General features: G+C 70.7%; 14 protein-coding genes and 1 pseudogene. 11 read left to right on the top strand and 4 right to left on the bottom strand.

All coding sequences use genetic code 11. The features are described from left to right. Positions 1–485: pseudogene (locus tag A5711_RS27440) on the top strand (hypothetical protein); the annotation flags it as partial. A gap of 3 nt (positions 486–488) precedes the next feature. On the opposite strand, the gene A5711_RS05035 reads toward A5711_RS27440, so the two are convergent. After that, complete coding sequence (locus A5711_RS05035; RefSeq protein ID WP_067944550.1) at positions 489–920, bottom strand: limonene-1,2-epoxide hydrolase family protein; 432 nt, start codon at positions 918–920, stop codon at positions 489–491. Positions 921–973: 53 nt separating this feature from the next. On the opposite strand from A5711_RS05035, the gene A5711_RS05030 reads away from it, so the two are divergent. The 3 genes from A5711_RS05030 to A5711_RS05020 are packed head-to-tail and all read left to right on the top strand — an operon-like array spanning position 974 to position 2,676. Next, positions 974–2,140, top strand: a complete 1,167-nt coding sequence (locus A5711_RS05030) for a glycosyltransferase (protein ID WP_067944549.1) — start codon at positions 974–976, stop codon at positions 2,138–2,140. A gap of 31 nt (positions 2,141–2,171) precedes the next feature. After that, the gene (locus A5711_RS05025; protein ID WP_067944548.1) at positions 2,172–2,438 is read left to right on the top strand and encodes a hypothetical protein; all 267 of its coding nucleotides are present in this window, start codon (positions 2,172–2,174) and stop codon (positions 2,436–2,438) included. 19 nt (positions 2,439–2,457) lie between these two features. Then, on the top strand, positions 2,458–2,676 hold the full coding sequence (locus A5711_RS05020) for a DUF3046 domain-containing protein (RefSeq protein ID WP_197500931.1): 219 nt from the start codon (positions 2,458–2,460) through the stop codon (positions 2,674–2,676). 3 nt (positions 2,677–2,679) lie between these two features. On the opposite strand, the gene A5711_RS05015 is transcribed toward A5711_RS05020, so the two are convergent. Next, on the bottom strand, positions 2,680–3,306 hold the full coding sequence (locus A5711_RS05015; RefSeq protein WP_067944551.1) for a flavodoxin family protein: 627 nt from the start codon (positions 3,304–3,306) through the stop codon (positions 2,680–2,682). A gap of 44 nt (positions 3,307–3,350) precedes the next feature. Further along, positions 3,351–4,016 (bottom strand): (2Fe-2S)-binding protein, encoded by a 666-nt coding sequence (locus A5711_RS05010; protein WP_067944547.1) that lies wholly within the window; start codon positions 4,014–4,016, stop codon positions 3,351–3,353. Positions 4,017–4,319: 303 nt separating this feature from the next. Between A5711_RS05010 and recA the strand changes: the two genes are divergently transcribed. The 4 genes from recA to A5711_RS04990 all read left to right on the top strand — a co-directional run bounded on the left by recA (position 4,320) and on the right by A5711_RS04990 (position 8,028). Beyond that, entirely contained in the window at positions 4,320–5,372 is a 1,053-nt protein-coding gene (recA, locus tag A5711_RS05005) for a recombinase RecA (protein ID WP_067944546.1), read from the top strand. Then, the gene (recX, locus tag A5711_RS05000; RefSeq protein WP_067944545.1) at positions 5,338–5,850 is read left to right on the top strand and encodes a recombination regulator RecX; all 513 of its coding nucleotides are present in this window, start codon (positions 5,338–5,340) and stop codon (positions 5,848–5,850) included. Before recA ends, recX begins: the two co-directional genes overlap by 35 nt. Before the next feature lie 61 nt (positions 5,851–5,911). Then, on the top strand, positions 5,912–7,405 hold the full coding sequence (miaB, locus tag A5711_RS04995; protein ID WP_197520742.1) for a tRNA (N6-isopentenyl adenosine(37)-C2)-methylthiotransferase MiaB: 1,494 nt from the start codon (positions 5,912–5,914) through the stop codon (positions 7,403–7,405). Continuing rightward, a complete protein-coding gene (locus tag A5711_RS04990; protein ID WP_369806077.1) occupies positions 7,393–8,028 on the top strand; it encodes a hypothetical protein in 636 nt (211 codons plus the stop codon). The genes miaB and A5711_RS04990 overlap by 13 nt, the downstream gene beginning before the upstream one ends. Here A5711_RS04990 and A5711_RS04985 read toward each other — a convergent pair. After that, positions 8,025–9,395 (bottom strand): DUF349 domain-containing protein, encoded by a 1,371-nt coding sequence (locus A5711_RS04985; protein ID WP_067944542.1) that lies wholly within the window; start codon positions 9,393–9,395, stop codon positions 8,025–8,027. The two genes, A5711_RS04990 and A5711_RS04985, sit on opposite strands and share 4 nt — an antisense overlap. Positions 9,396–9,627: 232 nt before the next feature. Here A5711_RS04985 and A5711_RS04980 point away from each other — a divergent pair, with 232 nt between their 5' ends. From A5711_RS04980 to A5711_RS04970, 3 genes are all read left to right on the top strand, one after another. After that, on the top strand, positions 9,628–10,530 hold the full coding sequence (locus A5711_RS04980) for a DMT family transporter (protein ID WP_067944541.1): 903 nt from the start codon (positions 9,628–9,630) through the stop codon (positions 10,528–10,530). 205 nt (positions 10,531–10,735) lie between these two features. Continuing rightward, on the top strand, positions 10,736–11,704 hold the full coding sequence (locus A5711_RS04975; RefSeq protein WP_067944540.1) for a DMT family transporter: 969 nt from the start codon (positions 10,736–10,738) through the stop codon (positions 11,702–11,704). A 33-nt stretch (positions 11,705–11,737) separates the two neighbouring features. Continuing rightward, positions 11,738–12,273: hypothetical protein (locus A5711_RS04970; RefSeq protein ID WP_067944539.1), on the top strand; the 536-nt coding region annotated here is incomplete at its 3' end.

Raw genomic sequence — 12,273 nt, 5'->3', positions numbered from 1 at the left:
ACGCCCGCGATGATTCGCTGGACTGCGCCGCCCGCTCCATCGACACCACCTCCGCGGCGGTGGCCGCCATGGCCGCGGAGGTCTTGTTGGCGGCCGCGGTCAGGTCACGGATCTCGGCGGTCGGCAACATCGAGCCGCGCTCGATGACGTTCAGCAGCGAGAGGAATCCGCGTTCGGAGGCGCCCAGCGCGGCCATGGCGGCCACCGCCGCGGAGGTGGTGTCGATGGAGCGGGCGGCGCAGTCCAGCGAATCATCGCGGGCGTATTTGGTGCCCACCATCAACGCGTTCACCGCGCAGTTGAGCGCCGGCGTTCGCCAGTACAACGAAATGGTCACCGCCGCAGCCCAATTGGTGTCTTCGGCCAACGGCGACCAGCTGGCCGCCTCGCAGCGCTACCGCGCCGAGCTGGCCGGGGCAACCGACCGGCTGGTCGGCTGGGCGCAGGCGTTCGACGAACTCGGCGGTTTGCGCGGCGCCAGCTAGGGGCTAAAACGTCGCTTTCAGCGACGGCAGCACCACGGCGGCGAGGCCGCGAAGGGTGGCCTTGAACATGTCGAAGAAGTCGAAATAGTCGCGCCACAACGTGATTCGCCCGTCGTGGACTTCGAACACGCCGCACACCCAGAACTGAAGCCGCAGCGGGCCGAAGATCAGGGCGTCGGTGCGCTCGGTGAGCACCGCACCGCCGTCGGCGGCGATGCGGTGGATCTTCACCTCGAAGTCGGCACGGCCGTCCATCTGGCGAAACAGCTTCATCGCCCTGGCGCGGCCGTGAATCGTCGGCAGCCCGACATTCTCGTAGACGAGGTTGTCGTCCAACGCCGCATCGGCGGCCTCGTAATCCGCGTCCTGCAGGGCGTTCAAAAAGCCCTCGACCGTGCGGGTGTTCGCAACGGTTGTCCCAGTCAGCTCGGTCATGGGTGCCAGCGTAGGCGAGCGTTTCGGTGGCGCGCTGTGGCAGGGTAAGGCCGATGCGCGTCGCCGTGGTCGCCGGGCCGGATCCCGGGCACTCGTTTCCCGCGATCGCGCTGTGCCAACGCTTCGCCCACGCCGGCGATGAGCCCACGCTGTTCACCGGCGCCGAGTGGGTCGACACGGCCCGCGCCGCCGGCATCGACGCCGCCCCGCTGGACGGGCTGGCCGCCACCGACGACGACGCCGACGCCGGCGCCCGGATCCATCGGCGCGCGGCGCGGATGGCCGTCCTCAACGTGCCGGCGCTGCGCGACCTGGCGCCCGACCTGGTGGTGTCCGACGTCATCACCGCCGGGGGCGGCATGGCCGCCGAGCTGTTGGGCATCCCGTGGATCGAGCTCAACCCGCACCCGCTCTACCTGCCGTCGAAGGGGCTGCCGCCGATAGGCAGCGGGCTGGCGCCGGGCACCGGCCTGCGCGGCCGGCTCCGCGACGCCACGATGCGGGCGCTCACTGCGCGGTCCTGGCGCGCGGGCCTTCGGCAGCGCGCGGCGGTGCGGGTCGAGATCGGGCTGCCGGCTCGCGATCCCGGGCCGCTGCGGCGGCTGATCGCCACGCTGCCCGCCCTCGAGGTGCCGCGGCCGGACTGGCCGGCGGAGGCCGTGCTGGTGGGTCCGCTGCACTTCGAACCGACCGATCGGGTGCTGGAAATCCCGGCGGGCTCCGGGCCCGTGCTGGTGGTCGCGCCGTCGACCGCGATGACCGGGACCGAGGGCCTGGCGGAGGTCGCGCTGGCCTGCCTGCGGCCGGGGGAGACGCTGCCGGCCGGATCGCGGCTCGTGGTCTCGCGGCTGGGGGGAGCGGATCTGCGGGTGCCGCCGTGGGCGGTGGTCGGGCTCGGCAGCCAGGCCGAGTTGTTGCGCCACGCCGACCTGGTGATCTGCGGCGGCGGCCACGGCATGGTGGCCAAGACGCTGCTGGCGGGGGTGCCGCTGGTGGCGGTGCCCGGTGGCGGGGATCAGTGGGAGATGGCGAACCGGGTGGTCCGGCAGGGCAGCGGACGGCTGATCCGGCCGTTGACCGCCGAGGCGCTGGTGGCTGCGGTGAACGACGTGCTGTCGTCGCCGCGTTATCGGGAAGCCGCCCAAGCCGCCGCCGCTAGCATCGTCGGCGTGGCCGATCCGGTCCAGGTGTGTCATGAAGCGCTCGCTCGGACGGGATGATCGGGCGGTTCGCGAAAGGAGTGCATCGGCAATGAGGACGATCGCCGCGGGCGCGCTGCTTCTTGCCGCGATGATGTTCGGCTCGGGCGTCGCGCACGCCGACAGCGGCGCCGAGCAGCAGGCATGCCAGTTGATGGACGACCCGGCGGCCGCTGAGCAGGGCTACGCGCCGGCCGAATACGCCTTCATGCAGTTGCGCTCCCGGATGTCGGCGGAGCGGGCGCGGACCACCATGTCCGAGGCCGTCCAGGACTTCTGCCCCAATCACCTGATCGACCTACCGGCCAGCTGGCGGTAACGCGGCCGGTGTCCGATCGCTGCCCGGTGGGTATCTTGCTGGCGTGCGGCTAACGGAATTCAACGAACGCGTCGTCCTGCGATTCGGTGCGGCGTACGGCTCTTCGGTGCTCGCGGACCATGTGCTGAGCGGTTTCGACGGCCGCACCGCCGCCCAGGCGATCGAGGACGGGGCCGAGCCTCGCGACGTGTGGCGGGCCCTGTGCGTCGACTTCGACGTGCCGCGCGATCAGTGGTGACGCCTATTCGTAGGGCGGGTACTCGTTCTGCCGCAGTAGGGCCGCGAGGTGGGCGGCGTTGCGGGCCGCCGTTGCGGTGGTGGCGGCCACCGCTTCGGGCACTTCGTCCAGGTCGTTGAAGTTGGTCCCTTGCATGGCCTCGCCGTTCCAGTACGTGCACCCCTGAGCGGGGATCGAGAATCCGATGTCGTTCAGCGCCTGGAAGAGGTCGGCGACGATCTTGTGTGCGCCGTCTTCGTTCCCCACGACCGCCGCCAGCGCCACCTTGCCGACCATCCGGGGCCGTCCGGCGTCGTCCTTGTCGGAGATCGCGGCGTCGAGGCGCTCCAGCACGCGCTGCGCGACGCTGGACATGTGGCCGACCCAGGTGGGCGTCGACAGCACGACGATGTCCGCCGCGGTGATCTTCGCCAGCAGCCCCGGCCATTCGTCGCCCGGCCCCATGTCGGCTTCCACGCCGGGCAGCAGCGCCAGGTCCACGCAGCGCACCTTGTCGCCGTCGACCCCCGCCTTGCGCAGTTGAGCCAGCACCTGATCGGCGATCAGCTCGGTGCTCGACGGCTCCGGGCTCTTCTTCAACGAGCAGGTCAACGCGAGGGCGCGCAGGGATGGAGGTGCGGTTGTGGACATGACGGTCAGATACCCCTGCACCACAAGGGCAAACGACGCGACGCCTAAGCCCGCTTCGGCGGGGGCGCCTCGAACACGCAATCGCCGCAGACGAACCGGCCCGGCAGCCGATACAAGAGGCAGCAACTCCGGCGTTTGAAGCTCAGGTGTGGGCCCGTGACACCGGATCCGGCCAGTGCGCCGGTACCCAGCAGCGCATGGGTCATCGCGGCGATCCGCGGGCCGAGGTCGGGCCGCGCCGCGAGCAGGGCCCGCGCGGCTCCGGTCAGCGCGGAGGCGACATTGCCCGCCAGCAGGGCGGGCGCCAGCTTGACCCGCAGGCCGGCGGCGAGCGGCTCCATGTGCTGTTGCACCACCACCCGGTACAGCACCCCCGGTGAGTCGGCGGGGATCCCGACGGGCGCGGGCAGCCGCAGTTGCGCCCCGTCGTCGGCGCGCTGCAAGTCGCTGAGGTCGGGGACGACGCCGTGACCGAGCGCGCATGCGAGCACGGGCGACCACAGGCGGCTGGCGTGGCCGAGGTGAACCAATGAGGCGGCGACGCGCAGTTCCGTCGTGTGATAGCGCTTGGCGGTGGCGTCGATCAGGTCGGTGCAGCCGTCGGCGTAGGACCGCCCGACCGGATGCCATCCCGCCGCATCGCCACCCACGGGCAACGCGAAAAACCCTTTGTAGCAAGATATTTCGGCCAGCTCAGCGGAGATGTCCATTAATGAGAAACCAAGCTCTTCAGGGGAGATCCGCCCCGGTGGTGGGTGAGGAAGCGCCGGCGGTCACACAGTGGCGGGCCGCCCTGGCTTCGCTCCGGTCCCCTGAGACTTGGCCCGTCGGCGCCTTTCGATAGCAGATGTTGCCATACGTGTGGTGGGCCTCGGCGTGTCCGCTTGAATCGAACAGGTGTTCGGCTACTGTGGGGAACGTTCGGTGAGTCAACTTGTCGGTGGCCTTCTCTAGTGTCACGGCCAACCGACCGATACCGGTCACCGAACACACCGAACTATAGGAGAGGCACCATGACGCAAGCCCCCGACCGCGAGAAGGCTCTCGAACTGGCGATGGCCCAGATCGAAAAGAGCTATGGCAAAGGCTCGGTGATGCGTCTCGGCGACGAGATGCGTCAGCCGATCTCGGTCATCCCGACCGGATCCATCGCACTGGACGTGGCCCTGGGCATCGGCGGCCTGCCCCGCGGCCGGGTCGTGGAGATCTACGGCCCGGAGTCCTCGGGTAAGACCACCGTCGCCCTGCATGCGGTGGCCAACGCCCAGGCCGCCGGCGGCGTCGCGGCGTTCATCGACGCCGAGCACGCTCTGGACCCGGACTACGCCAAGAAGCTGGGCGTGGACACCGATTCCCTGCTGGTCAGCCAGCCCGACACGGGGGAGCAGGCCCTCGAGATCGCCGACATGCTGATCCGCTCCGGCGCGCTGGACATCCTGGTCATCGACTCGGTGGCGGCGCTGGTGCCGCGCGCGGAGCTCGAGGGGGAGATGGGGGACAGCCACGTCGGTCTGCAGGCCCGGCTGATGAGCCAGGCGCTGCGGAAAATGACTGGCGCGCTGAACAATTCGGGAACCACCGCGATCTTCATCAACCAGCTGCGGGAAAAGATCGGGGTGATGTTCGGCAGCCCGGAAACCACCACGGGCGGTAAGGCTTTGAAGTTCTACGCGTCGGTGCGCATGGACGTGCGCCGAATCGAGACGCTCAAGGACGGCACCAACGCGGTCGGTAACCGCACCCGGGTCAAGGTCGTCAAGAACAAGGTGTCGCCGCCGTTCAAGCAGGCGGAATTCGACATCCTCTACGGCAGGGGGATCAGCCGCGAGGGTTCGCTGATCGATATGGGCGTGGAGCAGGGCTTCATCCGCAAGTCCGGTTCCTGGTTCACCTACGAGGGTGAGCAGCTCGGTCAGGGCAAGGAGAATGCCCGCACCTTCCTGATGGAAAACGGCGAGGTGGCCAACGAGATCGAGAAGAAGATCAAGGAGAAGCTCGGCATTGGCGCGGTCGTGACCGATGACCCCTCAAATGACAGCGTCCTGCCCGCCCCCGTCGATTTCTGAGCCCTCTCGCGAGGAGCAGGCGCGAACGCTGTGCCTGCGCCTGCTCACCGCGAGGGCGCGCACCCGGGCCGAGCTGCACGGCCAGCTGGCGAAACGCGGTTACCCCGAAGACGTCAGCGATGCCGTGCTCGACCGGCTCGCCGCCGTTGGCCTGGTCGACGACAGCGATTTCGCCGAACAGTGGGTGCAGTCCCGCCGGGCGAAGAGCAGGCGGGCCCTGGCCGCCGAATTGCGAACCAAAGGTGTCGACAAAGACGTGATCGCCACGGCGCTGTCCGCGATCGACGCCGGCGCCGAGCGGGACCGGGCCGAGCAGTTGGTGCGGGCCAGGCTGCGTCGGGAAACTCTGGACGGCGATGACGCGCGAGTGACCCGCCGGCTGGTCGGGATGTTGGCGCGCCGGGGCTACAGCCAGAACCTCGCGTGCGAGGTCGTCCTCGCCGAGCTGGCCGCCGAACGGGATCGCCGTCGGGTCTAGCCCGGTGACGTGCGGTTTCTCGCCCGCCGACCGGTCGCCGTACCATGGCCCCGTGACTTCGATGGTGGCCCGAGACGTCTCGGGGGCGCGTACCTACCAGGTGCGCACCTACGGCTGCCAGATGAACGTCCACGACTCCGAGCGGTTGGCGGGTCTGCTGGAAGCGGCCGGCTACCAGCGGGCGGTCGAGGGCGCCGACGCCGACGTGGTCGTCTTCAACACCTGCGCGGTCCGCGAGAACGCCGACAACAAGCTGTACGGCAACCTCAGCCACCTGGCGCCGCGCAAGCGCGGCAACCCCGAGATGCAGATCGCGGTCGGGGGCTGCCTGGCCCAGAAAGACCGGGACGCGTTGCTGCGCAAGGCACCCTGGGTCGACGTCGTCTTCGGCACGCACAACCTCGGATCGCTGCCCACGCTGCTGGAACGGGCGCGGCACAACAAGGTCGCCCAAGTGGAGATCGCCGAGTCGCTGCAGGCGTTCCCGTCGTCGCTGCCGAGCGCACGCGAATCGGCTTACGCCGCTTGGGTTTCCGTCTCCGTCGGGTGCAACAACAGCTGCACCTTCTGTATCGTGCCCTCGCTGCGGGGCAAGGAGGTCGACCGCAGCCCGGCCGACATCCTGGCCGAGGTGAGGGCGCTGATGGACGACGGCGTGCTCGAGGTCACGCTGCTCGGCCAGAACGTCAACGCTTACGGGGTGTCGTTCGCCGACCCGGCGCTGCCCCGCGATCGCGGCGCCTTCGCGCGTCTGCTGCGGGCCTGCGGGGACATCGACGGTCTGGAACGGGTGCGGTTCACCTCACCGCATCCGGCCGAATTCACCGACGATGTCATCGAGGCCATGGCGCAGACGCCGAATGTCTGCCCCGCCCTGCACATGCCGCTGCAGTCGGGCTCCGACCGGGTGTTGCGGGCGATGCGGCGCTCGTACCGCGCCGAGCGCTACCTCGGCATCATCGACCGCGTGCGGGCGGCCATGCCGCACGCCGCCATCACCACCGACCTGATCGTCGGGTTCCCCGGTGAGACCGAAGAGGACTTCGCGGCCACCCTGGACGTGGTGCGGCAGGCCCGGTTCGCGGCCGCGTTCACCTTCCAGTACTCCAAGCGGCCGGGCACCCCGGCCGCCGAGCTCGACGGGCAGCTCCCGAAAGCCGTTGTGCAGGAACGCTACGAGCGGCTGGTCGAGCTGCAGGAGCAGATCTCGCTGGAGGGCAATCGCGCGCTGGTCGGCCAGACCGTGGAGCTGCTGGTCGCCGCCGGCGAGGGACGCAAGGACACCCGCACGGCGCGGATGACCGGCCGCGCCCGCGACGGTCGCCTGGTGCACTTCCACGCCGACGACCGGGTGCGACCGGGGGACATCGTCACCGCGGTCATCACGCAGGCCGCGCCGCACCACCTCATCGCCGACGCCGGCGTCCTCAGCCATCGCCGCACCCGCGCGGGGGACGCACACGCCGCCGGGCAGCGCCCGGCCGGCATCAGGCTCGGCATGCCCGCCGTCGGACCGCCCGCCGGCCCGACCGAACCCCTTGGATGTGCCCGATGAACGAAGAACACCCCGACCTCGACGCCCTGCGCACCGAAATCGAGGCCGCCGAGCGCCGCGTGGCGCGCGGATTCGACCCGGGCCCACGGGGTTTCGTCGTGGCCATCCTGGTCTTCGTGCTGCTGGGATCGTTCATCCTGCCGCACACCGGCGCGGTGCGCGGCTGGGACGTGTTGTTCAGCAGCCACGGGGCCGGCGCCGCCGCGGTGGCGCTGCCGTCGCGGGTGTTCGCCTGGCTGACGCTGGTGTTCGGCGTCGGCTTCTCGATGCTGGCCTTGGTCACCCGGCGCTGGGCTCTGGCCTGGATCGCGCTGGCGGGTTCGGCGCTCGCCGGCGCGGCGGGACTGTTGGCCATCTGGTCGCGCCAGACGGTGGCCGCGGGGCATCCGGGCCCGGGGCTGGGGCTGATCGTGGCCTGGATCATCGTCCTCACGCTGATCTACCAATGGGCCCGGGTGGTGTGGTCGCGCACCATCGTGCAACTCGCGGCCGAGGAGCAGCGGCGCCGCGTCGCGGCGCAGCAGCAGTCGATGACGCTGCTCGACAGCCTGGACGACGGGCCCGACGCCCCGAACCGCCGGGGACAGCCGAACGGCGCGGCCCCCGGGGAACCCGAAGCCTAGGGCTTGCGGGTCAACGCCTCGGCGGCCGCCTGCGCCCACTGCCGCCACTGCTCGGCGTTGGCCTTGGCCTCTTCGGCCTCCTTGGTACGGCCCGCAGCCGCGGCCTTCTGGGCTTGTTGCTCGTATTGTTCGGCGCGGGTGCGGAACTGCTCGGCGCGGGCCTGCGCCTGCGGGTCCGACCAATCGGCGTCGCCCGCATCGCGCACCTTTTTCTCGATGGCGCGCAGCCGGCGCTCCAATTCGGCGGACCGCTCCCGCGGCGCCTTGCCGATCGCGTCCCACTTGTCGGCGATCGACCGCAGCGCCGCCCTGGCCGCGTCGTGGTTGCTCGTGTCGATCTTCTCCGCCTCGGCCAGCAGCGCCTCCTTGGCGGTGGCATTGGCCCGCAGTTCGGCGTCCTTCTCCGCCGTCGCCGCGTTGCGGGCCGCGAAGAAGACGTCCTGGGCCGCCTTGAACCGCCGCCACAGGGCGTCGTCGACGTCCCGGGCCGCCCGGCCCGCCGCCTTCCACTCCGTGAGCAGCTTGCGGAATTCCGCGCTGGTTGCGGTCCAGTCCGTCGAATCGGACAACTCCTCGGCGCGCTCGCACAGCCGCTCCTTGGCTTGCCGGACTCCCACCCGTTCGCGGTCCAGTTCGGCGAAATGCGATCCCCGCCGCCGGTTGAAGGCCTCCCGCGCCGCCGAATAGCGCTTCCACAGCGCATCGTCGACCTTGCGGTCGAGGCCGTTGATTGTCTTCCACTCGTCGAGGATGGCCCGCAGCCGGTCGCCGGCCGCCTTCCACTGCGTCGAGTTGGCGCCCAACTCCTCGGCCTCGGCGGCCAGCGCCTCCTTGCGCGCGGTCTGGGTGGCGCGATGCTCGTCGCGGCGGGAGCGCTCCTGCGCGACGGTGGTCTCGACCTGGTCGATGAGGCTGGTGAGCCGGCGGGCGAGCGCGTCGATGTCGCCCAGCACGGACGCCGTCGGCAACGTTTCGGCCAGTTCTGTGGCGTGGGCTTTGATCTTGCGGGCGTCACCGGTTCCGGCCGCCAGCCGCTCCTCCATGAGCGTGACCTCGGTGCTCAGGTCGTCGAAGCGGCGGCCGAAGTGGGCGAAGGCCGCTTCTCGGTCGCCGGCCTGCCACGAGCCGACGATGCGCTCGCCGGCGGCGGTGATCAGCCACACCGTGCCGTCGTCGTCGACCCGCCCGAACTGATGCGGATCGCTGCGCGGGGGCGCCGGTATGGCCGGTATGGGGTGGGTCGTGGGCCGCGGCCCCGGACCGGACGGCCGGGGCCCGGGACGTGGTCCAGGGCGTGGCACCGGGCGCGAAACCGGTTGGGCCACCGGGTCGGCCAGGTCTTCGCCGTGTGGTTCGTCAGCCGTCATGCGCTCGTCACCTACCCTTCGCGCGGTCGGTATCCCGCGCACCTGCCGCGCGTAGCGGCACCGTCTGCTGCGGCTGTGGGCCGGCCTTATCGGCTCTCCCAACAGCTGCTTAACAGTATTCAAGCAGCTTGGCGGCCCATGCGCCGCCACCCTTGTTCTTCTCGCTCGGGATGCGTCCGCCCGGACGCAACGGGTATGAAGTTGTCCGTACCCCGACTCCGACGGAGAAACCATGGCCAAGACGGACCTCGCCGCGTTGCTGGCGTTGGCGTCCGCGCTCTGCGTGGCGATCGGCGACGTCCTGCAGCAGCGCGCGACGCACCGGATCACCGACACGTCGGTCGGGCAGTTCGAACTCGCCCGCAGGCTGCTGGGGAACCGGCGGTGGCGGTGGGGCGCCCTGATGCTGGTCGTCAGCATCGTGCTGCAGGCGGCCGCGCTGGACCAGGGTTCGGTGCTGCTGGTCCAGGCGTTGCTGGTGTTGTCCCTGCTGTTCGCGTTGCCTATCAGCGCGAGGCTGGCCGATCGCGCCGTCACCGTCCGGGAGTGGACCTGGGCCGTCGTTCTGACCGCCGCGGTGACCGTGATCGTGACGGTCGGCAACCCGCAGGCTGGCCGTTCGACCGCGTCGCTGCGGACGTGGGCCGTCGTGGCGGCGGTGCTGGTGCCGCTGCTGGTCGGCTGCGTGGTGGCCGCCCGGATTTGGGGCGGCGCCCTGGCCGCGGCGCTGCTCGCCTTCGTCTCCGGGTCGCTGTGGGCCGTCTTCGCGGTGCTCGCCAAGGGCGTCGTCCATCGGTTCGGCGACGGCGGTTGGGCCGTGGTCCGGACACCCGAGCTGTACGCCTGGCTGCTGGTCGCGCTGGCGGGCTTCGCCTTGGAGCAGTCGGCCTTTCGGGCCGGCTCGTTGACCGCGTCGATGCCGACGCTGGAGGTGTCCCAACCGGTCGTGTCGGCCCTGCTGGGCGTCGTCGTCCTCGGCGAGACTCTCGGCACCGGCCGCGCCGGAATGCTGGCGCTGGCGGTGGCGGCGCTGGTGATGACGGCCGCCACGGTCGAACTCGCCCGCGTCGACGCCTCCGCGACGCACGACCGGGTCCGGGCGCGGCTCGGGGATGCCGCCGCGCAACCGGCGTAGCCGCCCGAGGTGTAACCGAATCGCCGCGGTTTCCACAGGCGGCCCTTAGGTTCATGACGTATCAACAGTTGAGTGAACCGGTCGGGCAGCCGCGACGTGGTCGACGTCATACAGTCGTTGTTGAACTGATCGCAAATTTTGGGTGTATTTCCCCGCACCCCAGGGAAAGCTGGTCGGGGCTTAGTCGTGAGGTGAGGGGTCGCTCATGTCGAAGGTTGATGTCGCCGCGCTGATAGCGCTGTGCGCGGCGTTGGCGTCCGCGGTCGGCGACGTGATCCGTCAGCGCTCGGCGCAGGAGATCACGGACAAAGAGGTCGGCCACCTGGAGCTGTTCCGCATGTCGTTGCGGGACACGCGGTGGTGGCTGGGCGGCCTGGCCGCGATCGTCAACTACAGCCTGCAGGCCGGGGCCCTGGCGTGGGGCTCGGTGGTGTTGGTGACCGCGCTCCAGGTGACGGCCTTGCTGTTCGCCCTGCCGATCTACGCCCGGCTGACCAAGCGCCGGGTGACGCGCTGGGAGTGGGTCTGGGCGGTCGTCCTGGCCGGCGCCCTGGCGGTGGTCATCATCGTCGGCGACCCGGCATCCGGCCATCAGCGCGCACCGGTCGGGACGTGGGCCGTGGTGGCCGCCGTGATGGTGCCGCTGCTGGTGGCGTGTGTGGTGGCCGCGCGGATCTGGTCGGGCAGCCCCTTTGCCGCCGCGCTGCTCGCGGTGGTGGCGGGTTCGGCGCTGGCGTTGTTCGCGGTGCTCACGAAGGGCATCGTCGAGGTGGGCGAGGACGGCCCGTTGGCCGTGCTGAGCGCCCCCGAGTTCGTGCCCTGGCTACTGCTGGCCCTGACCGGGATGATCTTCCAGCAGTCGGCGTTCCGCGCCGGCGCGCTCACGGCCTCGATGCCGACGATGACCGTCGCGAAGCCCGTCGTGGCCGGGTTGCTCGGCATCTTCGTGCTCGGTGAAACACTGAATGCCGACGGGCCCAAGGTCTTCGTCCTGTTCGCGGCGGTGGCGGTGGTGATCGTGGCAACGGTCGCGCTGGCCCGCGGCGAGGCCGCGACGATGGTCGCGGAGGTTGGCCGCGACGACGCAAGCCTCATGGAGGACGGGTGGTCGCCCGCGGAGGGCGAGGCCGACCCTTTTAGCACCGGCCCGGTGGTCGCGGTAGCGGAGGCCTGAGCGCACGCGTCGGTGAACCATTAGTTTGGTGGCGTGCTCAGCGGCATTGCCATCGTTCCCTCGGCTCCGCTGCTGGTGCCCGAGCTCGCCGGAGCGGCCGCCGCGGAGGTGACCGACCTGACGGCCGCGGTGCTGGCGGCGGCGGCCCTGTTGCCCGCGCGCTGGACCGTCATCGGGACCGCCGGGCGCGACGATGTTTTCGGCCCCGACACGGCCGGCTCATTCGGGGGTTTCGGCGTCGACGTGCGGGTCGGATTTTCCCCGCACGCCCCCTCCGGGGCGCCCGCCGACCTGCCCGTGTGCGCGTTGCTGGCCGGCTGGGTCCGGGGCCAGGCCCGGCCCGATGCGACCGCGCAGGCCCGCGTGTACTCCACCGACCACGACGCCGAGGCCGCGCTGGCCCGGGGGCGACGTCTGCGCGCCGACATCGACCGGTCACCCGAGCCGATCGGCGTGCTGGTCGTGGCCGACGGCGCGAACACCCTGACGCCGGCCGCACCCGGCGGATTCGACCCGGGCAACGCCGGTGCGCAGGCCGCCCTCGACGACGCGCTGGCAACCGGCGACAT

The organism is Mycobacterium sp. E2238 (genome assembly GCF_001672665.1).
GTDB lineage: Bacteria > Actinomycetota > Actinomycetes > Mycobacteriales > Mycobacteriaceae > Mycobacterium.
This window is presented reverse-complemented; position numbering and strand designations above follow the sequence as displayed.

What these genes read in the sequence shown, in the direction of transcription:
- recA (WP_067944546.1), top strand. Translation starts at nt 4,320, where the DNA reads ATGACGCAAGCCCCCGACCGCGAGAAGGCTCTCGAACTGGCGATGGCC.
- A5711_RS05025 (WP_067944548.1), top strand. Translation starts at nt 2,172, where the DNA reads ATGAGGACGATCGCCGCGGGCGCGCTGCTTCTTGCCGCGATGATGTTC.
- recX (WP_067944545.1), top strand. Translation starts at nt 5,338, where the DNA reads ATGACAGCGTCCTGCCCGCCCCCGTCGATTTCTGAGCCCTCTCGCGAG.
- A5711_RS04980 (WP_067944541.1), top strand. Translation starts at nt 9,628, where the DNA reads ATGGCCAAGACGGACCTCGCCGCGTTGCTGGCGTTGGCGTCCGCGCTC.
- A5711_RS04990 (WP_369806077.1), top strand. Translation starts at nt 7,393, where the DNA reads ATGTGCCCGATGAACGAAGAACACCCCGACCTCGACGCCCTGCGCACC.
- A5711_RS04975 (WP_067944540.1), top strand. Translation starts at nt 10,736, where the DNA reads ATGTCGAAGGTTGATGTCGCCGCGCTGATAGCGCTGTGCGCGGCGTTG.
- A5711_RS05010 (WP_067944547.1), bottom strand. Translation starts at nt 4,016, where the DNA reads ATGGACATCTCCGCTGAGCTGGCCGAAATATCTTGCTACAAAGGGTTT.
- A5711_RS04985 (WP_067944542.1), bottom strand. Translation starts at nt 9,395, where the DNA reads ATGACGGCTGACGAACCACACGGCGAAGACCTGGCCGACCCGGTGGCC.
- A5711_RS05015 (WP_067944551.1), bottom strand. Translation starts at nt 3,306, where the DNA reads ATGTCCACAACCGCACCTCCATCCCTGCGCGCCCTCGCGTTGACCTGC.
- miaB (WP_197520742.1), top strand. Translation starts at nt 5,912, where the DNA reads ATGGTGGCCCGAGACGTCTCGGGGGCGCGTACCTACCAGGTGCGCACC.
- A5711_RS05035 (WP_067944550.1), bottom strand. Translation starts at nt 920, where the DNA reads ATGACCGAGCTGACTGGGACAACCGTTGCGAACACCCGCACGGTCGAG.
- A5711_RS05030 (WP_067944549.1), top strand. Translation starts at nt 974, where the DNA reads ATGCGCGTCGCCGTGGTCGCCGGGCCGGATCCCGGGCACTCGTTTCCC.